Consider the following 23,206-nt stretch of genomic DNA (forward strand, 5'->3'; position numbering starts at 1 on the left):
CTCCGGGGCGGGGCGTCGTGGTCCGGCACATAAACTAGCGATGTTAGTTTTCGGGCGCCAGGGGCGGCCCGCCCCGCGGACGGTCCCGCCCCCGTGATCGCCTCACGCCGCGGGGTCACTCCTCCAGGTCGGGCAGGCGCGAGGGACTGGGGCAGATGCGCTCGCCGTGCTGGTCGAAGACGAACAGGTGGGCGAGGTCGACCAGGAGCGGGACCTGCATGCCGTGCCGGAGCCGGATGTCCGGGGTGGTGCGCACGATGAGGTCGCCGGGCAGCCGGGGCTCGGCGGGCGTGGGCGCGGGTTCCTCCCCCTCGGGCCGGTCCAGCGTCGCCACGGGGCCCGTGCGCAGCGCCCCGGCGCGCTCGCGCAGCCGGTCGAGGACCCCGCCCTCGCGGCGGCGGCGCCGGTCCGTGCGGCCCGAGGCGGGGCGCGGGGCCTCCAGCTCGGGGACCACGGCGGGGGTGGAGCCGGTGTTGAAGTGCACCAGGACCTCGTGGCCCTGGAACTCCACGTGCTCGACCAGCCCGGTGAGCGCCACCTCGCCGGGCCGGGCGGCCGACGGCTTGGCGATCCGCACGGCCTCGGAGCGCAGGCCCACGATCACCTCGCGGCCCTGCTGCACGCGGAGCAACTGGTGGTCCAGGGAGAGGGGTTCGGGCAGACGCAGGAACTGCTTGCCGAGGCTGACGGTCATCGCCCCGTCGAGCGGGGCGCGGACCAGGCCGCGCAGCAGGTTGATGCGCGGGGTGCCGATGAACGCGGCGACGAAGACGTTGGCGGGCAGCGCGTACACCGTGCGCGGGGTGCCGACCTGCTGGAGGACACCGCCGCGCAGTACGGCGACCCGGTCGCCGAGCGACATGGCCTCGGACTGGTCGTGGGTGACGTAGACGGTGGTGACCCCCAGCTCCCGGGTGAGCTGGGAGATCTCGGCGCGCAGATGGTTGCGGAGCTTGGCGTCGAGGTTGGACAGCGGCTCGTCCATCAGGAAGGCGGAAGGGTGGCGGGCGATGGCCCGGCCCATGGCGACGCGCTGCCGTTCGCCGCCGGAGAGCTGGGCGGGGAAGCGGTCGAGCAGGTCCTCGATGCCCAGCAGGCGGGCGGTGGCGTCCACGCGGGGGCGGGGGTCGGTGCCCGGGGCCTCGATGCGCAGCGGGAAGCCGATGTTGTCGCGGCTGGTCATGCTGGGGTAGAGGGCGAAGTTCTGGAACACCATAGCCATGTCCCGTGCGGAGGGCGACAGGTCGTTGCCGTACTCCCCGTCGAGGAGCAGCCGGCCCTCGTCGATGTCCTCCAGGCCGGCGATCATCCTGAGCACGGTGGACTTGCCGCATCCGGAGGGGCCGAGCAGGACCAGGAACTCGCCGGGCGCGATGTCCAGGGACAGGTGGTCCACCACGCGGACCCCTCGCGTGTAGGACTTGCTGACGTCGTGCAGGGAGATGGCGCGTGTCATGAGGGTGCCCCCGGGGGCTCGTCAGGGCGCTGGTGCTCCGCGGTCGGACGCCGCGTACGGGCCGTACGGGACGTGTGAGTCACGGAAGTTAACGGAATGTAGGCGGCCGGGGAAGATGCCGGGCATGATCGGACAGAGCCGTCCGGCAGGTGAGACGGCGGACGGCGGGATTCAGGGTCCAGTGGCCCGTGTCCCCGGCGCGTGCGCTCCGCGCCCGGGCGCGGCGAGCCGGTCGGCGGCACGCGGTCCGGTCCCGTCGGGTCGCCCTCGTCGCCCGGACGGGACGGCGTGCGCAGGGCCACTCCCGCCGACGGGAGCAGCAGGGCGCCCAGCATGACGAACGGGGCCGCCGCTCCCGCGACACCCGCGGTCGGGCCCGCCGCCGCGGGAGCGGCCGCCTGGCCCAGCCGGTTGCCGGTGAGACGCAGGGCGAGGGCGGTGGAGCGGGCGGCGGCGGGGGCGGCCTGCACGACCGTCGTCATGGACAGGGGCTGGCCGACGCCGAGACAGAAACCAAGGACCGCCGGCATCGGCGCCGGAGCCCACACCGGCACCGGCACCGGCACCGGCACCGGCACCGGCACCGGCAGCACCATGCCCGCGCACAGCAGCGCCGCCAGACGTTTTCGAAGATCTGCGGGCATGTCAGCCGCGGCCTATCCGGCCGGGCCGTGCACGCGGGAGGCGCCCGTGGGGGTTCGGTGTCGCCTCAGCCGATGCGCAGACGCGCGGTCTGCGCGGTACCGACGTCGGTGGTGCGCTGGAGGTAGCGCTCGATGACAGTGAGCTCGTCGTCGGTGAAGTCGTCCAGGGCTCGATCGAAGGCTTCGCCGGGGGCATCCCAGGCTGCCTCGATCTCGGGGCCGCGGCCGGCGGTGAGGCTGACGAGCATCTTGCGCCGGTCGTGGGCGTCCGGATGGCGTTCGGCGAGGCCGGCCTTCTGTAGGCGGTCGACCAGGCGGGTGGCGGATCCGGAGGTCAGCCCGGTCAGCTCCGCGATCTCCCCGGTGGTGCGGGGGCCGGGCTCCAGGGCGAGCAGGCTCACGCACTGCAGGTCGGTGGGGTGCAGGCCGAGATGCTCGGCCATGGCCTGGTTGAACAGCGTGTACGCGGCGTGGTGGCGCCGGGCCGTCGAGGCGAGTGCCGCGATCAGCTCCTCACGGGTTCGGTTTGACATGGAAAGCAACCTCATGTCCTACTCATATCTGCGCCGCGCAGATAATGTGTGATGCAGATTCCAGTCCTTTTTACCATGCCTTCCATGGAGAACCCATGACCAGTCACACCCCCGAGCAGCTGCGCGCCCTCTACCACCGCTGGAGCGAGCTGTGGCGCGGCGACTTCACCCACGCAGCAGAGATCCTCGACCCGGGGTTCGTCGTCCACCAGGCCCGCCCCGACGGCAGCGACTCCGAGGCCGTCACCGGCCCCGAGCGCCTGCTGCCGGAGATCGAGCAGACCATGGCCGCTTTCGGTGACATCACCATCACCGTCGACCTCGGCCCGATCGTCGACGGCGACCTCATCTCCGCCCGCTGGACGATGAGCGCCACCTACACCGGCGGCATCCCCCAGGCCACCGCACCCGTCGGCACGAAGATCTCCTTCAGCGGCAACGACATCCTGCGCGTCCGAGGTGGCCGGTTCGTCGAATACTGGACCTGCACCGACATCCTCGACGGCCTGTCCCAGCTCGGCGCTGTCTCCGGCCCCAATGGCCCCGCCCACCACTGAACCGGCCAGACCGAGCCCCGGCAGTGAGTCAGCCCTCCTCGTCATGGTCGGCGTCAACAGCGGGGTCCCGGAAGGGCCGCAGACCGCGGTCGGGGCCGCTGTTCCTGATGTGGAACAGGTAGCGGCCCAGGAAGTTGATGTGCCGGTCCTTGAGGGGAGAGAGGCGGGCGACGTCCTCGTCCTTGATGTCGTGGCCCTCGGCGCGGAGTTGGGCGACGGCGGCGTCGAGGTAGCGGGTGTTCCACAGGACGACGGCGTTGAGGACCAGGCCGAGGGCGGCGAGCTGGTCCTCCTGACCTTCGCGGTACGCCCGGCGGATCTGGCCGCGGCCGCCGTGGCAGATCGCGCGGGCGAGCCGGTGGCGGGACTCCTGCACGGTGAGCTGCCGGCTCATCAGCCGCCGGTAGGTGTCGTCGACCGGGTCGACCACGGCGAGCAGGTGCATGGTCTTGTCGATCCGCCCGTACTCGGCGAACGCCGCCCCCAGCGGGGTCGGGTGGCCCTCGCGGCCGAACATCCGCAACAGGTCGTAGGCCCGCACCTGGTTGGTGATCAGCGATCCGGCGACCCGGAGCATGTCCGGGTGTCCGGCCATTGCGTCTCGATCCGCTTGAGGTTGACCTTGGTGCAGGCCACGGCCTCCAGCGGCCCGTACCCAGAGGCCGGCTCCGTGCCGTCGCCGTCGGGCAGGTCGGCCCGCCAGAACCGCTGGTCGGCCAGGTCACGGAAGCGCGGGGCGAAGCGGAAGCCGAGCATTTTGTACAGGCCTAAGGCCATGTCCGAGTACGAGGCGTTGTCGATGGCCACCATCTCCGGCTTCACCCCGCCGTCCAGGTTCAGCAGCGTGTCCAGGGTGAACCGGCTGTCGCGCGGCGCGTACACCCCCGCGATCGCCCCGACCGCCCGCTCGTCCGCGCCGAGCGCCAGGGCCCGGTACGAGACGGCGGGCCGGGCCATCGACACCGCCCCCTGCGCGAAGCCGAAGGCGATGACGAGGCGGAGCAGCCGGACGCGGTGCGTACCGGGCCTCACGGTGGTCCCCTCCCTGGGGTGGGAGACGTCAGACGATGCCGAAGAGCAGGCCGGCGGCCAGGATCAGCAGACAGGTCAGGGCGGCCCACTTCACCACGAACCGGGTGTGGTCGCCGAACTCGACCTTGGCCATGCCGACCAGCACGTACACCGCCGGCACGAGCGGACTGGACATGTGCAGCGGCTGGCCGACCAGGGAGGCGCGGGCCATCTCCACCGGGGAGACGCCGTGTGCGGCACCGGCCTCGGCGAGGACGGGCAGCACACCGAAGTAGAAGCCGTCGTTCGACATGAAGTAGGTCAGCGGCAGGCTCAGCAGACCGGTGACGATCGCCATGTGCGGGCCCATGCCGTCCGGGATGGTGTCCACCAGCCAGGTGGCCATGTGGTCGACCATGCCGGTGCCCTGGAGGACGCCGGTGAAGACGGCGGCGGCGAAGACCATGCCGGAGACGTTCAGGACGTTGTCGGCGTGGGCGGCGATCCGGGCCTTCTGGTCGGGGATGTGCGGGAAGTTGACGGTGAGTGCGAGCGCGGCGCCGAGCAGGAACAGCACCGGGATGGGCAGCCACTCCATGATCATGGCGGTGAGCAGGGTCACGGTGAGCAGCGCGTTGAACCAGTAGAGCCCGGGGCGCAGGGTGGCACGGTGCGGGTCGAGGCCCTGGAAGTCGTCGTCCGGCTCCCCGGCATCGGGGCCGGCGCCGGAATCGCCGGTGGTCAGGGTGCTCCGGGCGGAACCGTTGCCCTCGCCCGCGCCCACGCCGGCCAGCACGGTCTCGGGCTCGTTCGCCCCGGCCTCGGCGTCGGCCTCGCCCCCGGCCCCGTCCTGTTCGAGCGTGAGCACTCCCAGCCGCCGGCGCTCGCGCAGACCGAGCACGTAGGACAGGACGAAGACGCCCAGCAGGCCGACCAGCAGCGCGGGGATCATGGGGACGAAGATGTCGCCGGCGTCGAGGTCGAGCGCGGTCGCGGCGCGGGCGGTCGGACCGCCCCAGGGAAGGGTGTTCATCACGCCGTTGGCCATGGCGGCGACGCCGGTCATCACGACCAGGCTCATCCTCAGGCGCTTGTACAGCGGATACATCGCCGAGACGGTGATCATGAAGGTGGTGGACCCGTCGCCGTCCAGCGACACGATCGCGGCGAGCACCGCGGTGCCGACGACGATCCGCATCGGGTCCGCCTTGCAGAACCGGAGGATCCCGCGGACGATCGGGTCGAAGAGACCGACGTCGATCATCACGCCGAAGTAGACGATCGCGAACATCAGCATCGCCGCCGTGGGGGCGAGGCTGGAGACGCCGTCGATGACGTAGTCACCGAGCCGGGCGCCCTTGCCGACGAACACGCAGAAGAGCGCGGGAATCAGCACGAGCGCCGCGATCGGCGACATCTTCTTCAGCATGATCAGGACCAGGAAGGTCGCGATCATGGCGAAGCCGAGGATGGTCAGCATGAATGGACACCTAACGTTCGCCCTTGAACTCCCACCAGGGCCGGCAGTGCGACGACGTTAGGTTCCGTCATGCGGCGTCAACAAGACGTCGACCCGCGAGCAATAAGAGCAAAACCCCAGGTCATGGCTTAGCTCAGGTCAGAGCGCTGAGCCTTTCGGCCGCGGGGGCGGTCAGCGGGGCCACCTCGACCGGCACGGCGTTGAGGACGGCGTTGCCCGAGAGCGGGTCGAGGAGGCTGCCGTCGAGGAGCTGGTTGACGTTGGCCCCGGGGTCGGCCGCGGCGTGCCGCTGGCGCGTGCCGGGCCGGTCGTGGCCCCAGCCGTGCGGGAGGCTCACCACGCCCCGGCGCACCGCGTCGGTGACCTCGGCGGGCGCGGTCACCTCTCCCCCGGCACCCTTGACACGCACCGGCTCTCCGTCCCGGACGCCGAGGCGCTCGGCGTCCTCGGGGTGGAGGTGCACGGTGCAGCGGTTGGAGCCGCCGGTGAGGGCGGGCACGTTGTGCATCCAGCTGTTGTTGGAGCGCAGGTGGCGGCGGCCCACGAGCAGGAGCTCGCCGGGGCCGTCCTGCTCGGGCGCCGTGGACGCCATGGCCGCGCGCAGGCGCGGGAGGTCGGCTGCGATGGGTTCCGGCAGCAACTCCACTTTCCCGCTGCGGGTCTTGAGCGGCTGCGGCAGCCGGGGCCGCAGCGGTCCGAGGTCGATCCCGTGCGGATGGGCGAGCAGCTTGTCGAGGCCGAGCCCCTCCGGGTCGGCGCCGAAGCCGTCGCCGTACGGACCGAGGCGCAGCATCATGTCCAGCCGGCGTTCGGGGCCGTTCTCACCGGTCAGCAGCGCCGCCAGTTCCTCGGGGTCACGGCCGTGCACCGGGGAGTGGGGGTCCGTGACCGCCTTGCCGAGGGTCTGGCCGATCACCATGGTGTCCACGGCCGAAGGGTCGGCGCCGTGCATCCCGCTCACGGCGAGGACGAGTCGGGCGAGGATCTCGGTCTCGGCCATGCGGCCCGGCTCCAGCGGAACGGCCGGGCGGGTGTAGCGGACCTGGTTGCGGACGGCCAGCGCGTTGAACGCGAAGTCGTGGTGCGGACTCTGCGAGGGCGGGGGCGGCGGCAGGACGACGTGGGCGTGGCGGGACGTCTCGTTGAGATAGGGGTCGACGCTGACCATGAACTCCAGGGATTCCAGGGCCTTGTCGAGCCGGTCGCCGTCGGGGGCGGAGAGGACGGGGTTGGCGGCGACGACGACGAGGGACCGGACGGGTTCGCCCTCCTTCGTCGGGGTGTCGATCTCCTCGGCGAGCGCGGACAGCGGCAACTCGCCCTTGGCCTCGGGGTGCCGGCTCACCCGGGAGTGCCAGCGCCCCAGCGCGAAGCCGCGGCCGGGTCCGGCGGGGCGCGGGGTCCTGGCGGTGGCGGCCTGGGGGAAGAGGGCGCCGCCGGGCCGGTCGAGATTGCCGGTGAGGATGTTGAGGACGTCGACGAGCCAGCTGGCCAGGGTGCCGTGCGGCACCGTGCAGCTGCCGATGCGGCCGTAGACGGCGGCGGTGGGGGCGGCGGCGAGTTCGCGGGCGAGGGCACGGATGGTGGCCGCGTCGACGTCGCAGGCGGGGGCGACGGCCTCCGGGGTGAAGTCCTTCAGGGCGTCGGCGACTTCGCCCACGCCCTGCACGTGGGGTGCCAGGTCACCCGGGTCGGCGAGCCCTTCCTCGAAGAGGACGGTGACCATCGCCGCGAGCAGCAGGGCGTCGGTTCCGGGGCGGACTGGGATGTGCCGGTCGGCGAGGCGGGCGGTGCGGGTGCGGCGGGGGTCGATGACGGTGAGGGTGCCGCCGCGGGCCTTGAGGGCCTTGAGCCGGCCCGGGAAGTCCGGGGCGGTGCACAGGCTGCCGTTGGACTCCAGCGGGTTGGCGCCGATCAGCAGCAGGTGGTCGGTGCGGTCGAGATCGGGCACCGGGATGGCGCCGGCGTCGCCGTAGAGCAGGCCGCTGGAGACGTGCTTGGGCATCTGGTCGACCGTGGAGGCGCTGAACAGGCTGCGGGTGCGCAGCGCGCCGAGCAGTACGGGCGGGTAGAGGGCACCGGCCATGGTGTGCACGTTGGGGTTGCCGAGGACGACACCGACGGCGTTCGGGCCGTACCGCTCGACGACGGGGCGGATGCCGGCCGCGACCGCGTCGAACGCCTCCTCCCAGGTGGCCTCGCGCAGCTCGCCGTCCTTGCGGACGAGCGGGGTGCGCAGTCGGTCGGGGTCGCTGTCGACGGCGCCGAAGGAAGCGCCCTTGGGGCAGATGAACCCCTTGCTGAACACGTCGTCGCGGTCGCCGCGGGCGTGGGTGACGCGGCCCGCCTGGATGGTGAGCGTCAGGCCGCAGGTGGCCTCGCACAGGGGGCAGATACGAAGGGCGGTGCGGGACACGGGACCTCCCGGGTACGGCGGCTCGGGTACGGCCGGATGCGGTGACGCACGGACGGGGCCGAGCATACCGACCGGTATGCATGGAGGGGAGGGGGTACGGCGGGCGAGTCGTGACGGTGGGGCGGCGGGCACCGTCCCCGGCGTGCGGGACGGGCGGCGGCGCGGGTCAGGAACCGGGGCGGTCCAGCACACGGGCCAGATACGCCCCCAGCATCTCCCTCATCTCCCCGATGACCTTCTCGTCCCCCTCCGGTGCCACCCGGAAGGCCAGGTGGACGAGGGCGTCGGCGGTCTCCACGGCGATCAGGAAGGCGCGGCGCAGATCCTCGTCCGGGGTGCGGCCGAGGTATCCGGCGAGGAGGTCGGTGAGGCGATCGGCGACACGGTGGTTGGGCTCGGTCCGGCGGGCGCCGACCGGTATCTGGTTGCCGAAGTCGACCAACGAGAAGCCGGGCGCGGTGCGCTTCATGTCCAGGTACTCGTCGATCACCACGTCCATGGCGTGCCGCCAGCCCCGGTCGCCGGTGCCCCGGAGCCGTTCGGCGATCCGCTCGGAGAAGCGCTCGAGATTGCGCTGGGCCAGCGCGTCGGCCATCTGGCGCTTGTTGCCGAAGAAGCGGTAGACCGAGCCGATCGGCACGCCGGCGCGCTGCGCGACCGCACGGGTGCTCAGGTCGTCGTAGCCGACCTCGTCGAGCAGCTCGGCGCAGGCGTCGAGGATCCGGGCCAGCCGTTCGGCACTGCGCCGCTGCACGGGCGCACGGCGGAGCGATGTCACGTGGGGCACGGGCTTCATGATGCCCCGCCGCTCCGGGCCGCTGAACCCCACCCTCCGCTACGGGGTCCGGCAGGGCTGCGGCCACGGACCGCGGTGCGCTCCGGGGCGCCGGCACCCAGGAATACCGTGCGCGTCGCGATGCCGGCTCCCAGGAATACCGTGCGCCTCGCGACACCCGTTCCCGGGAACGCCGTGCGCCTCGCGACACCCGTCTGCGTGCATGCCGCGCGCCTCCCGATGCCCGTGCCAGGGAACACCGCGCACCTCCCGCTACCCGTATCCGGGCACACCGTGCGCCTCCCGATTCCCGTTCCGCGGGAGGCGGTGCGCGTCGGGGCACCCGGCCCGACTCCGCGCGACCCGGGCGTCGCGTTCCGCGGGCCCCCGTTCGCGCTCGCCATGTCCCGCGGGCCCCCGTTCGCGCTCGCCATGTCCCGCGGGCCCTCGTTCGCGCTCGCCATGTCCCGCCGGCCCGGCTCGGAGACGGTGATGTCGGCCGTACCCTCCACGGGTCCGCCGTCCACGGCCCGGACGGCGCCGTCGTCGGCGCAGCGGCGGGCGCTGACCTGGCAGGCGCCGTGCGGGACGGCATGGGCGGCGGGGCGGTGGTGCGGACCTCGCAGCCGGGCAGTGAGGCGGCCGTCGTGGCCGAGAAGGGCGGGCCCGTGGTCCGCCCCCACCCGCTTCGGCGTGCCGGCGGACGAGGCGCGGGCGTTGCGCACGGTCGGCCCCTCGTGCCGGCCGCCCCCGGCGTCGGGCACGCCACGGATGGCGAGCGCGGTGAGGAGGTTCCGCGTCCACGACATGCTGGGGAGCGTAGAACACCGCTCCGATCTTGCGGATCCCCCTCAAGTCGGGTTCGGCGTCCTCCACCAAGAGGACGCCGACCCCGGAAGCGGATCCGGGTCCCGGCGGACGGCGGAACCCGCGCGGCGGGATCGCGTGGCCCCCTTGCGTCGGAGAAAACGCAATCCTACGGTGTTGCATAGGAATCAGATCGCGAGGGAGCAGCGAACATGAGCGGGGACGCGCGCAAGGCCGCCGAGAAACTGGAGTACCTCTCCGGATTCGGCAACGAGCACAGCTCCGAGGCGGTCCCGGGCGCCTTGCCCGTGGGCCGCAACTCGCCCCAGCGCGCTCCCCTCGGGCTGTACGCGGAACAGCTGAGCGGTTCGGCCTTCACCGAACCACGGGCGCACAACCGCCGCTCGTGGCTGTACCGGATCCGTCCGTCGGCCGCCCACCCGGCGTTCACCCGCACGGGCAACGGCGCGATCCGCACCGCGCCCTTCACCCAGACGGTGCCCGACCCCAACCGCCTGCGCTGGAACCCGCTGCCGGAGCCGGCCGAGGGCACGGACTTCCTGGCCGGCCTGTGGACCCTGGGCGGCAACGGAGACGCCACCCAGCGCACCGGCATCGCCGTGCACCTCTACCACGCCACCTCCTCGATGGAGCGCGTCTTCAGCGACGCCGACGGCGAACTGCTGATCGTCCCGGAGCGCGGCGGACTGCTGCTGCACACCGAGTTCGGGCTGCTGCATGTGGAGCCCGGACACATCGCGCTGATCCCCCGTGGTGTGCGCTTCCGTGTGGAGCTCCTGGATGACTCTGCCCGCGGTTATGTGTGCGAGAACTATGGCGCGCCCTTCCAGCTCCCCGATCTCGGCCCGATCGGAGCGAACGGGCTCGCCAACGCCCGGGACTTCCGCGCGCCCGTCGCCGCGTACGAGGACGTCGAGGGGCCGGTGGAGGTGGTGAACAAGTTCTGCGGCAACCTCTGGTCGGCGACCTACGGCCACTCCCCCCTCGATGTCGTGGCCTGGCACGGCAACCATGTGCCCTACGCCTATGACCTGCGCCGTTTCAATGTGATGGGCACCATCTCCTACGACCACCCGGATCCGTCGATCTTCACGGTGCTGACGTCACCGAGCGACACCCCGGGGCTGGCCGGGGTGGACTTCGTGGTCTTCGCCCCGCGCTGGCTCGTGGGCGAGGACACGTTTCGGCCGCCGTACTTTCACCGGAACGTGATGAGCGAGTACATGGGCCTGATCGAGGGCGCCTACGACGCCAAGGCGGAGGGCTTCGTGCCGGGCGGGGGCTCGCTGCACAACATGATGTCGGCGCACGGTCCGGACCGTGAGACGTTCGACCGCGCGAGCGCCGCGGAGCTGCGGCCGCAGAAGATCGACGACGGGCTTGCCTTCATGTTCGAGACCCGCTGGCCGGTGACCCTGACGCCCCAGGCGGCCCGCGCGGAGCACCTGCAACAGGGCTACGACGACGTGTGGCAGGGTCTCGAGCGTCACTTCAGGCCGTTGCACTGAACGGTGCCGACCGGTACGGATAGCCCGTGACCTCCTTCGCTCCGGACTCGATCGTCCTGAATCGCAAGCTGCCGCTCTGGTACCAGGTGTCGCAGTCGCTGCGCGCCTCGATCCTCGGCCGCTCGCCCCAGGACCCCCTGCGCCTTCCCACCGAGGAACAGCTGGCGGGGCACTACGGAGTGAGCGTGCTGACCATGCGGCAGGCGCTGAAGGAGTTGGAGGACGAGGGGCTGATCACCCGCCACCGGCGGCGCGGCACCTTCATCGAGCCCGACGCCCGCAGGGGCACCCCCGTGCGCCTGCTGGGCTCGGTGGACGCGATCGTGGCCCAGCAGTCCGGCATGACCACCGAACTGCTGGAGCACGGCACCGCGCCGGTGCCGGCGGAACTCGCCCCGTACTTCCCGGACTTGACGGAGACGGCCGCCTACCACCGGCTGCGCAGCGACGAGAAGACGGGCGAGCCGACCAATCACGCCCGCAACTGGGTCCGCCCCGAACTGGCCGCCCGCATCGACCTGGACGACCTGGTGCGCTGGCCGATGACCAAGGTGCTGCGGGACGTCGTCGGGGTGGACATCAGCCGCATCACGGACACCGTGGAGGCGCGGCTCGCGGACCCGGAGACGGCCCGGCTGCTCCGGGTGCCGCTGCTCAGCCCGATCCTGCACTACACCGGCGTCACGTACGACACCGAGGGACGGCCCCTGGACGTGGCCGTCATCCGCTACCGGGGGGACCGCTTCTCCTTCACGGTGACCCTGGACGCCACCTGACCCGCGTGCCCGCGCCACAGGCCGTACGATGCCCAGCGTGACGCACGACGACGCTCCGCTGCTGGCGGACCTCATGCCGTGGTCCGTCGCACCGCCGCGGCTCGGCCGGGGGTGGCCGGCGGCCCCCGACGCGGCGTCCCTGAAGGCCCGTTGGGACGCGCTGCTGAAGGCCGAGGGGACCGCCCGCGACGCCCTGTTCCTCGCGACCCGTGCCCGGACGCCGTACACGGCGGTCGGGCAGCTGCCCGGTCGTGGCGGCGGCACCGGGAGACTGGCCCGCGCCTCGGAGCCGTGTCCGGAGCCGGTCCGGGTGCTGTACGCGCCCTTCGACGAGCAGTGGCTCATACCCGACCACCGCCTGATCGACGCGGCCCGACCGGAGCTGTGGCGGGTGGCGGACGAGCGGCAGGTCTTCGTGGCCGAGGCGCCGGCGGCCGACGGCACCTGCGGCCCGCTCCTGCTCGCCACGTCCCTGCTGCCCCTGCTGCGCCCCGGCCGCGTCCGTCCGCTGTACCGCCGGCCCGGTGGTGCGGAACCCAATCTGGCGCCCGGCCTGACCGGGCACCTGGCCTCGCGGCTGGGCCGGGAGGTCAGCGCGGCGGACGTCGCCGCGTGGGCGGTGGCCGTCGTGCGCGCCACGCCCGACGGACTCGTGGTGCCGCTCACGGGGGACGCCGGCGTGTGGGCGTCGGGCCTGGAGGTGGGTCACCGGATGCTGTGGCTGATGCGGCGCGACGGGGAACGGCCCAGGCTCCCGGGCGGGCGCCGTCCGTACGTACGCGCGCCGCTGCCGGCCCGCCCGGTCGCCCTGCGCTACGACCGGGACGAGGAGGCGTTGTTCCTCGACGAGGGCCGCATCTCCCCGGTGCCGCCCGAGGCGTGGGACTTCCGGGTGGGTGGGGTGCGGGTGCTCGAGGAGTGGTTCGCGGCCCGCACGCGGGAGGCCGATCCGGGCACCCTGGCCGCCGTCCGGCCGTCCACCTGGCCGCAGACCTGGACCTCGGAGCTGCTGGAACTGATCACGGTCCTTTCTCTGCTCGCCGAACTGCGGCCCCGGCAGAGGGCGTTGACGGACTCGACGCCACCGGACCCGATCACGCGGGCGGAGCTGCGCGGGGCGGGCGTCCTTCCCGTGCCGGACTTCGCACGCCGGCCCGCCTCGGTGCTCGACGCCCACGAGGAGGGACCGGGGGGCCAGCTCGCGCTGATCTGAGCCCGTCCGGATCCGCCGCGCCCGCTCAGCCCGCCCGACGCCCGGGATCGAAGCCGTCCAGCACGCGCCCGAGCGCCCGTTCGAACACCGCCTCCATGTCGATCGGCCCGCTGTCCTCCGCGAAGGCCGCTGCCATCCGCGGGTAGGTGCCGGTGGCGATCCGCCCGGCCAGGTAGGCGGTCCGCGCCGCGTGCTCCTGCTCCTGGGACCAGGGCAGGGAGCGGGCCCGTTCGGTCATGGCCAGTTCGCTGGTGACGTAGGTCGTCACGACGCCGTTCAGCATCGCGATCAGCTCCAGCTTGGTGCCGTAGGTCTCCGGCAGGGGGTCCAGACAGGCCAGGCAGTGCTCCAGGTGGCGCAGACCGTTGGGGCTGAAGCCGTGGACGGGTGACATCAGGCGGGGCAGCCAGGGGTGGCGGTGCATCAGCGCCCGCGTCCGGTGGGCCACCCGGAGCATGTCGGCGCGCCAGTCACCGGCCGGCTCCCACAGCTCGTGCTCACCACTCACCGCGTCGACCATCAGCTCGTACAGGTCCTCCTTGCGGGGGACGTAGTTGTACAGCGACATGGTGCCGCAGCCCAGCTCCGCGGCGACGCGGCGCATGGAGACCGCGTCCAGGCCCTCGGCGTCGGCGATCCGCACCGCCGCGGCGGCGATGTCGGCCCGGCGGTACGCCGGTCTCGGTCCACGGCCGGCGCGCTCGGGGCGCGCCCAGATCACTTCGGGTTCGGCCGCTCGGCCCGCCATCGGTCATCACCTCGCCCACCATCCTAGTTACGTACACCGTACGTAGTGCGCTATGGTCGCTTCATGACTACTACGTACGCTGTACTTAGTGAGGGTCTCGAGAAGCGCTTCGGTGCCGTGCGCGCCCTGCGCGGGCTGGATCTGGCCGTGCCCGAGGGCACGGTGTGCGGCGTGCTCGGGCCCAACGGCGCGGGCAAGACGACGGCGGTGCGGCTGCTGGCCACGCTGCTGCGGCCCGACGCGGGCTCGGCCCGCGTCGCGGGCCACGACCTCGTACGGGAGCCCGCGGCCGTCCGCGCACGGATCGGGGTCACGGGGCAGGACACCTCGGTCGACGGGGACCTCACGGGACGCGAGAACCTACGGCTGTTCGCCCGGCTGCACCGGGTGCGCGGCGCCGCCGCACGGGCCGCCGAGCTGCTGGAGAGGTTCGGGCTGACGGAGGCGGCCGACCGGCCCGCGTCCGGTTACTCGGGCGGCATGCGGCGTCGGCTGGACCTGGCGGCGAGCCTGGTCCGCCGCCCCGACGTGCTGTTCCTGGACGAGCCGACGACCGGGCTGGACCCGGCCGGCCGCACGCTGATCGGGAACGCGGTGCGCGAGCTGACCGCCGCGGGCTCCGCGGTACTGCTCACCACCCAGTACCTGGAGAAGGCCGACCAGCTCGCCGACGACATCGTTCTGATGGACCGGGGCCGGGTCGCGCACACGGGCTCGCCGGCGGACCTGAAGGCGATCGTGGGGACGTACGCCGAGGTCGTGGTCGCCGACGCGGACGCCCTGGTCCCGGCGGCGGGCGTGCTGGACCGGCTCACCGGCGCCGAGCCGTCCCTCGACCGCGAGCGCCACGCCGTCGGGGCGGTCACCAGGGACCCCACGCTCACCCTGCCCCGCCTGGTGCGCGCGCTGGACGCGGCAGGCGTGCCACTGCTCGACGCGAGCCTGCGGCCACCGACGCTGGACGAGGTGTTCCTGAGACTGACCGAACCTTCCGGGTCCGGCTCCGCCGGGGCGGGGGAGCGTGCGGCATGAGCGGGCCGGCGTACGACGGCACCGTGGTGCTGGGCCGACAGCTGCGGCGGATCCGGAACAACCCGGGCCTGCTGGTCCTCACTCAGACGATGCCCATCAGCATGCTGCTGTTCTTCGGCTACGTGTTCGGCAGCGCGCTGGCCGTGCCGGGGACCGAGTACCGGTCCTTCCTCGTGCCGGGGCTGCTGGTGGCGACCGCGGCGGGTGGTGTCATGACCGGCATGTTCCAGTCCGCCCAGGACGTCCACCGCGGGGTGACGGACCGGCTGCGCACCCTGCCCGTCAGCCGGGCCGCGGTGCCGCTCGGGCAGGCAGTAGGGGACCTGGTGGTGACGGCGGCGGGGACCGTGCCGTTCCTGCTGGTGGGGCTCACGGCGGGCTGGCGGGTGGAGGGCTCGGCGACCGGCGCGCTGGGCGCGGTGGGCCTGCTGCTGCTGTTCCGGTTCGCCTGCACGTGGACCGGGATCTTCCTCGGGCTGCTCACCAGGAACGAGGAGACGGCCGGTCAACTGGGCGGGGCGACCTTCCTGCTGCCGCTGCTGTCCGGCGCCTACCTCCCCACGCAGGGGCTGCCGGACCGGCTGAGGACGGTGGCGGAGTGGAATCCGATCAGCGCGGTTGCGGCGGCGCTGCGGGTCCTCTTCGGCAACGCCCCCGTGCCCGAGGGGGCGGCGTGGCCGGTGGCGCACCCCGTCGCGGGATCGCTGGCCTGGTGCGCGGTGCTGCTGGTGGTGTTCGTCCCGCTCGCGGTTCGCCGGTACGCGTACGGGGAGCGGTGAGACCCGGCGAGGGGACCGGGGTGGGCCGGCGGCCCCCCGACTCGCTGCCGGGTGGGACGGGGGGCCGACCGATGGACGATCCGTGAGGTGTGTCCGCGCTCGGAGCGCACCGGCACGCCGTGTGCCGTGGGGATGACGGACGGGGCGGGCGGTGCTGCGCCGGGACGGCGTGGTGCCGTCCGGGCGCGGGCTCTACCGGCTGCCGAACAGGGAACGGCGCAGTCGGCGCAGCGGGGCGAAGAGCGAGACGCGGCTCACCCGTGCTCGCGCGCCCCGGGCACCGCGGTCGTGCGCGGTCAGCTCACGCATCAGCGACGTCGCCTCGGCGGTCTCGCGCTGCGGGACCGCCGGCCCCGCGAGCACCGAGAGGTGCCGGTCGAGGCGCGTACTGGTCGCGCTGCTTCCGCAGGTGATCGCAGGGACCCTGGCCCTGCTGCGCACTGTTATCTGTTCCATGTCACTCCCCACCCGTACGAGTCCACCCGGCCCGGGCAGGGTAACCCTATCGCCCCGTCCGGGCACGCGTGTATCTCGGTCACAGGATTCACCTTGCCCGTAAGGGGGTTGACGCATGCGTACCGACTACTCTCCGAATCCGACCGCATTCAGGGCGAGTTGGACGATGGGCTGGGTGGTGGGACGCGGTGACCCGCCGTCAGGTTCCACGGTCACGGCGAGTGACGTCGCGGTCCGGTCCAGATCGGAGGCGATCAAGGGCGTGTCGCGCTCGAAGAGCCCCAGGGAACGCGGTTGCGTGCCCGGACGCATGAGCCACAGCTGCCGCACACGTCCGTTCGGAGGGTCGTCGTATCCGCCGAGGGTGACGATCGCGCTCCCCGTCGATGCGGAGGCGATCACTCCGATCGTGTGGCCCGCACCGTCCCGGCCGCTGCCCGCACGGGCGTCCGGAGCCGCGAGAACGTGGGCGATCTCACGTGACCGGTCCCGTTCGGCGGTCAGCCGGTCCTCGGCGCGGTTCGCCTGGACCGCGAACAGCGAGGCGACCACGAGGGCAGCGGCGGCGGTGGCCGTCGCGAACGGCACGAACAGCGGAAGGCGCCGCCGTTGCCGGCCGCGCGGCGGGGGCTCGACGCCCCAGACGTGCGGGGGCAGTTGCGGCGCACGGGCGCGTGCCGGGTCGCGGGGCGCGGGCTGCTGGGGGATCGTCCGCACGGCGGCGAGCACCCGGTCACGCAGCGCGGGGGGCGGTGGTGCGGCCGTGGAGCAGGCGAGCCGCACGGCGTCCTCGGCGAGCGCCCGCACCTCGGCGGCGCAGCGCTCGCAGGACCCCAGGTGCCTCTCGAAGCGGACACGCTCGGCAGGTTCCAGCGCGTCCAGCGCGTAGGGAGCGGCCAGCGAGTGCAGCTCCCCGCGGCGCAGCAGTCGGTCGAACAGGCTCACGCGGCACCTCCCGGGCGCAAGAAGGGGGCGGTGCCGGGGCGGCGGTCCGGAACGCTCATGCCGCACCTCCCAGGCAGTCGCGCAGGCGGGTGAGACCGTCGCGCATACGGGTCTTGACCGTGCCCAGCGGAAGTCTGAGCCGCTCGGCCACCTCACGGTAGGTGTAGCCGTCGTAGTAGGCGAGGGTGACGGACTGGCGCTGGAGGGCGGTGAGTCGGTCCAGGCAGCGGCGCACCCACTCGCGTTCGAGACCGGCCTCGACCTCCTCGGCGACCTGGTCGAACGCCGGTCCCGTACCGCGCCGGGCCTCCCGCTGCTCGCGCTCACCGGCGGCGCGGGCGCTGCGCACCCGGTCGACGGCCCGGCGGTGGGCGAGGGTGAGGACCCAGGACAGCGCGCTGCCCCGGCGGGGGTCGAACTTCGCGGCGGACCGCCACAGTTCGAGCAGCACCTCCTGGGCCACCTCCTCGGACTGCGCGGGATCCCGCACCACACGCCGCACCAGTCCGAACACCGGCCCGGACACGAGCCCGTACAGATCCTCGAATGCCTTCTGGTCGCCGCCTGCCACCAGCACCAGAAGCTCGTCCGCCTCCAACGCGCATCCCCCTCTCCCGGCCCGCTTCCGGGCCGCCTGTCGCACGAGGCGTGCGCAGCGAGCGCGCCTCCGGAGGAAGTACGGATCAGCGGGCCGAAAACGCGGGTCGAGCTGCGAGAAATACCGGGTCCCGCCCGTCGCGCCGCAGGGCGCGGCGAAAAACTTTCGGAACTCGACCAATCCGCCCCCGCGCCGGCTCCGAATCCCGTGGCGTCAGGCAAGTTGGCACTGAGGACGGACGGCATGACACCTAACTCCAGGACCGGCGCGGGACGCAGGAGCCTCGCGACCCTCATCTGTGGTGCGCTGGCCGCCGGGGGGCTCGCAGCCGCCGGCGTGACCGCGCTGGAACCGGGGGCGGCCTCCGCCTCCAGCCACCGGGAGGCCCCGCTGATCTCGGGGACCCCGCAGTACGACAACACGGACCTGTACGCGTTCGTCAGTCCTGACAAGCCGGACACGACGACGGTCATCGCGAACTGGATCCCCTTCGAGGAACCGGCCGGCGGACCGAACTTCTTCCCGTTCGCCGAGGACGCGCAGTACGACATCCACGTCGACAACAACGGCGACGCACAGGGCGACCTGGTGTTCCGGTACACGTTCGACACGCACACCAAGAACGACAAGACGTTCCTCTACAACACGGGTCCGGTCACCAGCCTGGACGACCCCGACCTCAACATCACGCAGACCTACGACATCGAACTGCTGAAGCTGAAGAACCAGCACGCGGTGTCCCGTACGAAGATCGCGGACGACGTGCCGGTGGCGCCGTCGAACGTCGGCAAGGCGTCGATGCCGGACTACGACACCCTCCGCAAGCAGGCCGTGCGCGAACTGGCGGGCGGGGCGACGACGTTCGCCGGGCAGGCCGACGACCCGTTCTTCCTCGACCTGCGCGTCTTCGACCTGCTGTACGGGGGGAACCTCTCGGAGGTCGGCAACGACACCCTCAAGGGCTACAACGTCAACTCCGTCGCCCTTCAGGTCCCCACGCACATGATCACCGAGTCGGCGGAGCAGCCGGTCGTCGGCATCTGGTCGACGACGCAACGCAAGAACGCCAAGGGCGACTTCACGCAGGTCTCCCGGCTGGGCAGCCCGCTGGTCAACGAGGTCGTCAACCCGCTGAAGGACAAGGACACGTTCAACGCGTCCGCGCCCCAGGACGACGCGCAGTTCCTGAAGAACGTCACCAACCCCGAGCTGCCGAAGCTCATCGAGGCGATCTACAAGATCGAGGCGCCCGCCGAGCCCCGCAACGATCTGGTCGACGTGTTCCTCAAGGGCGTGGAGGGGCTCAACCAGCCTCCGCACGTGACGCCGTCGGAGATGCTGCGCCTGAACACCTCGATCGAGCCGGCCGGTGAGCCGAAGCGCCTGGGCGTACTGGACGGGGACAACGCGGGCTTCCCGAACGGGCGGCGGCTGACGGACGACGTGATCGACGCGGCGCTCCAGGTCGTCGAGGGCGAACTGGTGGGCGCGAAGAACGACCTGGGTGACGCGGTCGACGCCAACGACAAGGAGTTCGGGCACTCCTTCCCCTACCTGGCCAACCCGACCGAGGGCTCGCGCGGCCCGGTCGCCAAGGGCGTGGACGGCGGCAACGACGTGCGCAGCCAGCTCGGTGACGCCCTGCGCCCGGCGGGCACGGAGGGCTCCGGCAACACGACGCTGGTCGCCGCGTCCGCGGGCGCGGGAGCCGGCGGCATCCTGCTCATCGGCGCGGCCCTGATGTGGTGGCGCCGGATGCGCGGCCGGGCCTACTGACCCACACACCGGCTGCCGGGCGCACCGCCCGGCCCATCGACAGGCGCGGCCCGTCCCACCGTCCCCCACGGCGCGGGCCGCGCCGCCGACTCCCGCACCAGCGAGCGACCGAGGAGAGGCATGCCTCCGCGTATGAACGACCACGCCACGGAGAGCGGCCAGGGCAGCGGGCCGACGGCACCACCGGGGCACGGTCCCGCGCCCGGCCCCGGGAACAGCGGCACCCGCGGGAACGGCCACCGCGCCGCGGACCCGCCGCCTCCCGAACGGGGACCGGACACCTCGGACGCGCCCCCGAAGCCGTCCGGACAGCACGCCCCGGACGCGGCACCGACCCCGTCCGGACGACCGGAGGCCTCGGACGCCACGCCGGGGCCGTACCCCTCGGACACGCCCCCCGCCGGGCCCGCACCCGCCGGATCGGACCTCGAGAGCGCGCCCACCAGCGAAACCCCATCAGACGCACCGCGTTTCAGGAGCACGCCGACCACCGAAACCGCACCGACCGCATCCGACCTCGCAAGCACACCCACCACCAGCACGCCCCTCACCGAAACCGCACCGGGCGCACCGGTTGCACCGGAAGTACCGGAAGTACCGGAAGTACCGGACGCCGCAGACACGTCCCCCGGCGACACCCCGCCCGCACTCCGCCCGCGCCCCGCCCGGGCCGACGACGCCGACGGTCCCGCCCCCGGCCCCCGTGCCGCGCGCGAGCAGCGCCCGACGGCCCTGTGGCGGTTCGTCCGGACCGGGCGGCGGGCGCGCGGGGCGCGTGTGGCCGGATGTGCCCTGCTGCTGGCCGTGGCCATGACCGCGGGGGCCGTCGCGGTCGGGGGTGGGCGGGACGCGGTCACCCCCGCTCCCGCCGCCGCGGCGCTCCCGCCCGGTGCACTGGCCGGGGGCGACCTCGACGCGGGGATCCGTGCGCTGCAGGCCCATCTCCGCGCCCAGCCGAGGGACTCCGGCTCGTGGGCCACCCTCGGCGTCGCCTATGTCGAGCAGGCGCGGACCGACGGCGACCCCTCCCGCTACCCGCAGGCCGACCGGGCACTGCGCCGCTCCCTCGCGCTCGAGCCCGGCAACGACCCGGCCCTCGCCGGCCGCGCCGCCCTCGCCGCGGCCCGGCACGACTTCACCGGTGCCCTGAACCACGCGGACCGCGCGCTGGAACGGAACCCCTACAACGAGCGCGCCCTGTCGATCCGTGTCGACGCCCTGGTGGAGCTCGGCCGGTACGACGAGGCCGCCGAGGCCGCCGACACCGCGGACGACAGGCGGCCCGGGGTGCCGGTCTTCACCCGGTACGCGTACGTGCGGGAGCTGCGCGGCGACGTCCGGGGCGCCCGAGAGGTCCTCGAACTCGCCCTGGGAAGCGCCGCGACGCCCGCGGACACGGCGTACGTGGCGAGCTCCCTGGGCCGGCTCGCCTGGAGCGAGGGCGACCATGGCGCGGCGCTGCGGCACTTCGCCCGCGCGCTCGCCGCCGACGAGGACTACCTGCCCGCGCTGGAGGGCCGGGCCGCCGCCCGGGCGGCGAGCGGTGACCGCGCGGGCGCGATCGCGGACCTGGAGCAGGTCGTCGCCCGTGCCCCGCTGCCGGGCCCGCTGGTCGCCCTGGGCGAGCTGTACGAGGCCAGGGGCGCCGACGGGGACCGGGCGAGGGCGCGCGGCCAGTACGCCCTGGTGGACGCCTGGACCGCGCTGGCCCGCGCCGGTGGTGTCGACGCCGACCTCGACACCGCGCTGGCCGCGGCCGACCACGGGGACCCGGCCGAGGCGCTGCGCGCGGCCCGCGCCGCGTGGGACCGACGGCACAGCGTGCACACCGCGGACGCCCTCGCCTGGGCGCTGCACGTCAACGGCCGCGACGAGGAGGCGCTGCCCTACGCCCGTCGGGCCACCGCCACGGGCTACCGCAACGCCGCCTTCCTCTACCACCGCGGCATGATCGAGCACGCCACCGGCCAGGGCCCCGCCGCCCGTGCGTCGCTGACCGCCGCCCTCGGTCTCAACCCCGGCTTCTCCCCCCTGGGCGCCCGTACCGCCCGCGCCACGCTGAAGGACCTGGAGGCGGCCCCGTGACCCTCCCCCGACCGGTCGCCGCCGGTACCGCCGTCCTCGCCGCGGCCTGCGCCCTCGCGCTGGGGCCGGCCGCCACCGCGAGCGCGCATCCGCTCGGCAACTTCACCGTCAACCGGTACGACGGTCTGGTCGCCGCCCCCGGTGAACTGCGCGTCCACCACGTCGAGGACCTGGCCGAGATCCCGGCCACCCAGGCCAGGCCCGACCTCGACCGGCTGGGCCCGGCCGAGTGGGCGCGGCAGCGCTGTGCCGCGGCCGCCCGGGACAGCGAGGTGCGCGTCGGCGGACGGGCCGTCCCGCTCACCGCGCGGGACGGGCACGCGCGCGTGCGGCCCGGTCAGGCGGGACTGGACACCGTGCGCGTGGAGTGCCGGCTGTCCGCTCCCCTCCCCGAGGGCGACCCGGTGGACATCGACTTCCGGGGGGCCGGCGCGTCCTCCGGGCCCGGCTGGCGGGAGATCACCGCACGGGGCGACCGCATGACGCTCACCGCGTCGAACGTGCCGAGGACCTCGTCGTCCCGTGAGCTGACCCGCTACCCGGAGGAGTTGCTGTCCTCCCCGGCGGACACCACGACAGCTTCCCTGCGCGTGCGCCCGGGCGGAGCGGCCCTGCCCGAGAAGGACACCGGGGCGCCCGCCGCCTCGGTGCTCCCGCGCGGTGCCGACCGCTGGACCCGCGCCCTGGACGACCTCGTCTCCCGTCACGACCTGGGCGTCGGTGTCGCCGCGTCGGCCCTGCTGATCGCCGTCGTGCTGGGTGCGCTGCACGCGCTGGCGCCGGGGCACGGCAAGACCCTGATGGCCGCCGCCGCGGCGGCCCGGGGCGGGCGGGCCCGCCTCAGGGACGTCCTGCCGATGGCCGCCTCGGTGACGGTCACCCACACCCTCGGTGTGGTCGCCCTCGGCCTGCTGGTCACCGCCGGTTCGGCCGCCGCGCCCTCGGTGATCGCGTGGCTGGGCATCGCCAGTGGCCTCCTCGTCACCCTCGCGGGCGCGAGCCTGGTACGCCGGGCCCTGCGCGGCCGGGGCCGTCCCCCGCACACCGGTAACCCGTCTTCGCACGCCCACGCACAGCCCCACGGGCACTCGCACGGGCACTCGCACGGGCACCCCCACGGACACCCCCACGGGCACTCGCACGGGCACCCCCACGGGCACGCCCCCGGCGAGGACCACGGCCACCCGCACGCCGTCGTGCACACCCATGGCGGCTCCACCCACAGCCACCCCACCGCCCCCACTCTGCGCGGCACGCTCCTGCTCGGGTTCGCCGGCGGGCTCGTGCCCAGCCCGTCCGCCGTGGTGGTGCTCGTGGGCGCCGCGGCCCTCGGCCAGGCGTGGTTCGGTCTGCTGCTCGTCGTGGCGTACGGCGGCGGTCTCGCCCTGACCCTCACCGCCGCCGGGTACGCGGTGGTCGGGGCGGGCAGCGGGATGGCCCGGCTGCTGGAGCGGCGTCCTCGCTGGACGGCGGGCCCCGTGGTCTCACGCGTACGGCGCAGCGCCCCCCTTGGCTCGGCGTTCGTCGTGGTGGCCCTGGGGGCCGGATTGGTGTTCAGGGGGGCGGCATCGGCACTCGGCTGAGCTACGT

General features: G+C 73.4%; 18 protein-coding genes and 2 pseudogenes. 9 read left to right on the top strand and 11 right to left on the bottom strand.

The genetic code is table 11. The annotated features are described in order from the left end of the window. Positions 1 to 115 precede the first annotated feature (115 nt). From ACFYOV_RS27955 to ACFYOV_RS27965, 3 genes and pseudogenes are all read right to left on the bottom strand, one after another. Entirely contained in the window at positions 116 to 1,456 is a 1,341-nt protein-coding gene (locus tag ACFYOV_RS27955; protein ID WP_389092153.1) for an ABC transporter ATP-binding protein, read from the bottom strand. A gap of 200 nt (positions 1,457 to 1,656) precedes the next feature. Then, positions 1,657 to 2,076 (bottom strand): annotated as a pseudogene (locus ACFYOV_RS27960) (MFS transporter); the annotation flags it as partial. 89 nt (positions 2,077 to 2,165) lie between these two features. After that, the gene (locus tag ACFYOV_RS27965) at positions 2,166 to 2,633 is read right to left on the bottom strand and encodes a MarR family winged helix-turn-helix transcriptional regulator (RefSeq protein ID WP_389092155.1); all 468 of its coding nucleotides are present in this window, start codon (positions 2,631 to 2,633) and stop codon (positions 2,166 to 2,168) included. 95 nt (positions 2,634 to 2,728) lie between these two features. Here ACFYOV_RS27965 and ACFYOV_RS27970 point away from each other — a divergent pair, with 95 nt between their 5' ends. Further along, complete coding sequence (locus ACFYOV_RS27970) at positions 2,729 to 3,190, top strand: ester cyclase (RefSeq protein WP_389092158.1); 462 nt, start codon at positions 2,729 to 2,731, stop codon at positions 3,188 to 3,190. Between the two features lie 28 nt (positions 3,191 to 3,218). Here the strand turns inward: ACFYOV_RS27970 and ACFYOV_RS27975 are convergent. The 4 genes and pseudogenes from ACFYOV_RS27975 to ACFYOV_RS27990 form a co-directional block, all read right to left on the bottom strand. Then, a pseudogene (locus tag ACFYOV_RS27975) lies at positions 3,219 to 4,102 on the bottom strand (Tn3 family transposase); the annotation flags it as partial. Positions 4,103 to 4,250: 148 nt separating this feature from the next. After that, a complete protein-coding gene (locus ACFYOV_RS27980) occupies positions 4,251 to 5,681 on the bottom strand; it encodes a CitMHS family transporter (RefSeq protein WP_389092160.1) in 1,431 nt (476 codons plus the stop codon). 133 nt (positions 5,682 to 5,814) lie between these two features. Next, positions 5,815 to 8,097 carry a molybdopterin oxidoreductase family protein gene (locus tag ACFYOV_RS27985; RefSeq protein ID WP_389092163.1) on the bottom strand — a complete coding sequence of 761 codons (2,283 nt, stop codon included), beginning with the start codon at positions 8,095 to 8,097 and terminating at the stop codon, positions 5,815 to 5,817. 166 nt (positions 8,098 to 8,263) lie between these two features. After that, complete coding sequence (locus ACFYOV_RS27990) at positions 8,264 to 8,893, bottom strand: TetR family transcriptional regulator (protein ID WP_389092165.1); 630 nt, start codon at positions 8,891 to 8,893, stop codon at positions 8,264 to 8,266. A 998-nt stretch (positions 8,894 to 9,891) separates the two neighbouring features. Here ACFYOV_RS27990 and hmgA point away from each other — a divergent pair. The 3 genes from hmgA to ACFYOV_RS28005 are packed head-to-tail and all read left to right on the top strand — an operon-like array spanning position 9,892 to position 13,197. Next, positions 9,892 to 11,208, top strand: coding sequence for a homogentisate 1,2-dioxygenase (hmgA, locus tag ACFYOV_RS27995; protein ID WP_389092168.1), 1,317 nt, complete (start codon positions 9,892 to 9,894; stop codon positions 11,206 to 11,208). 26 nt (positions 11,209 to 11,234) lie between these two features. Continuing rightward, entirely contained in the window at positions 11,235 to 11,984 is a 750-nt protein-coding gene (locus ACFYOV_RS28000) for a GntR family transcriptional regulator (protein ID WP_389092170.1), read from the top strand. Between the two features lie 28 nt (positions 11,985 to 12,012). Continuing rightward, a complete protein-coding gene (locus ACFYOV_RS28005) occupies positions 12,013 to 13,197 on the top strand; it encodes a type ISP restriction/modification enzyme (RefSeq protein ID WP_389092172.1) in 1,185 nt (394 codons plus the stop codon). A gap of 25 nt (positions 13,198 to 13,222) precedes the next feature. Here ACFYOV_RS28005 and ACFYOV_RS28010 read toward each other — a convergent pair whose 3' ends face one another. Beyond that, positions 13,223 to 13,945: a TetR/AcrR family transcriptional regulator gene (locus ACFYOV_RS28010; RefSeq protein WP_389092174.1), complete on the bottom strand. Its 723-nt coding sequence runs from the start codon at positions 13,943 to 13,945 to the stop codon at positions 13,223 to 13,225. Positions 13,946 to 14,008: 63 nt separating this feature from the next. On the opposite strand from ACFYOV_RS28010, the gene ACFYOV_RS28015 reads away from it, so the two are divergent. Next, positions 14,009 to 14,977: an ATP-binding cassette domain-containing protein gene (locus tag ACFYOV_RS28015; protein ID WP_389092177.1), complete on the top strand. Its 969-nt coding sequence runs from the start codon at positions 14,009 to 14,011 to the stop codon at positions 14,975 to 14,977. Further along, positions 14,974 to 15,756: an ABC transporter permease gene (locus ACFYOV_RS28020; RefSeq protein ID WP_389092178.1), complete on the top strand. Its 783-nt coding sequence runs from the start codon at positions 14,974 to 14,976 to the stop codon at positions 15,754 to 15,756. Before ACFYOV_RS28015 ends, ACFYOV_RS28020 begins: the two co-directional genes overlap by 4 nt. 192 nt (positions 15,757 to 15,948) lie before the next feature. Here ACFYOV_RS28020 and ACFYOV_RS28025 read toward each other — a convergent pair whose 3' ends face one another. The 3 genes from ACFYOV_RS28025 to ACFYOV_RS28035 all read right to left on the bottom strand — a co-directional run bounded on the left by ACFYOV_RS28025 (position 15,949) and on the right by ACFYOV_RS28035 (position 17,800). Then, positions 15,949 to 16,212, bottom strand: a complete 264-nt coding sequence (locus ACFYOV_RS28025; protein ID WP_389092180.1) for a hypothetical protein — start codon at positions 16,210 to 16,212, stop codon at positions 15,949 to 15,951. A gap of 126 nt (positions 16,213 to 16,338) precedes the next feature. Continuing rightward, positions 16,339 to 17,157 (bottom strand): anti-sigma factor domain-containing protein, encoded by an 819-nt coding sequence (locus tag ACFYOV_RS28030; RefSeq protein WP_389092182.1) that lies wholly within the window; start codon positions 17,155 to 17,157, stop codon positions 16,339 to 16,341. Positions 17,158 to 17,212: 55 nt separating this feature from the next. Next, positions 17,213 to 17,800: a sigma-70 family RNA polymerase sigma factor gene (locus tag ACFYOV_RS28035; protein WP_389092184.1), complete on the bottom strand. Its 588-nt coding sequence runs from the start codon at positions 17,798 to 17,800 to the stop codon at positions 17,213 to 17,215. A gap of 198 nt (positions 17,801 to 17,998) precedes the next feature. Here ACFYOV_RS28035 and ACFYOV_RS28040 point away from each other — a divergent pair, with 198 nt between their 5' ends. The 3 genes from ACFYOV_RS28040 (at position 17,999) to ACFYOV_RS28050 (ending at position 23,199) form a co-directional block, all read left to right on the top strand. Beyond that, entirely contained in the window at positions 17,999 to 19,531 is a 1,533-nt protein-coding gene (locus ACFYOV_RS28040) for a DUF4331 domain-containing protein (protein WP_389092186.1), read from the top strand. A gap of 120 nt (positions 19,532 to 19,651) precedes the next feature. Further along, entirely contained in the window at positions 19,652 to 21,616 is a 1,965-nt protein-coding gene (locus ACFYOV_RS28045; protein WP_389092188.1) for a tetratricopeptide repeat protein, read from the top strand. Beyond that, a complete protein-coding gene (locus ACFYOV_RS28050; protein WP_389092191.1) occupies positions 21,613 to 23,199 on the top strand; it encodes a nickel transporter in 1,587 nt (528 codons plus the stop codon). Before ACFYOV_RS28045 ends, ACFYOV_RS28050 begins: the two co-directional genes overlap by 4 nt. The last annotated feature ends 7 nt before the right edge of the window (positions 23,200 to 23,206 follow it).

The sequence above is a fragment of the Streptomyces sp. NPDC005931 genome (assembly GCF_042871235.1).
In the GTDB taxonomy this organism is placed as follows: Bacteria; Actinomycetota; Actinomycetes; order Streptomycetales; family Streptomycetaceae; genus Streptomyces.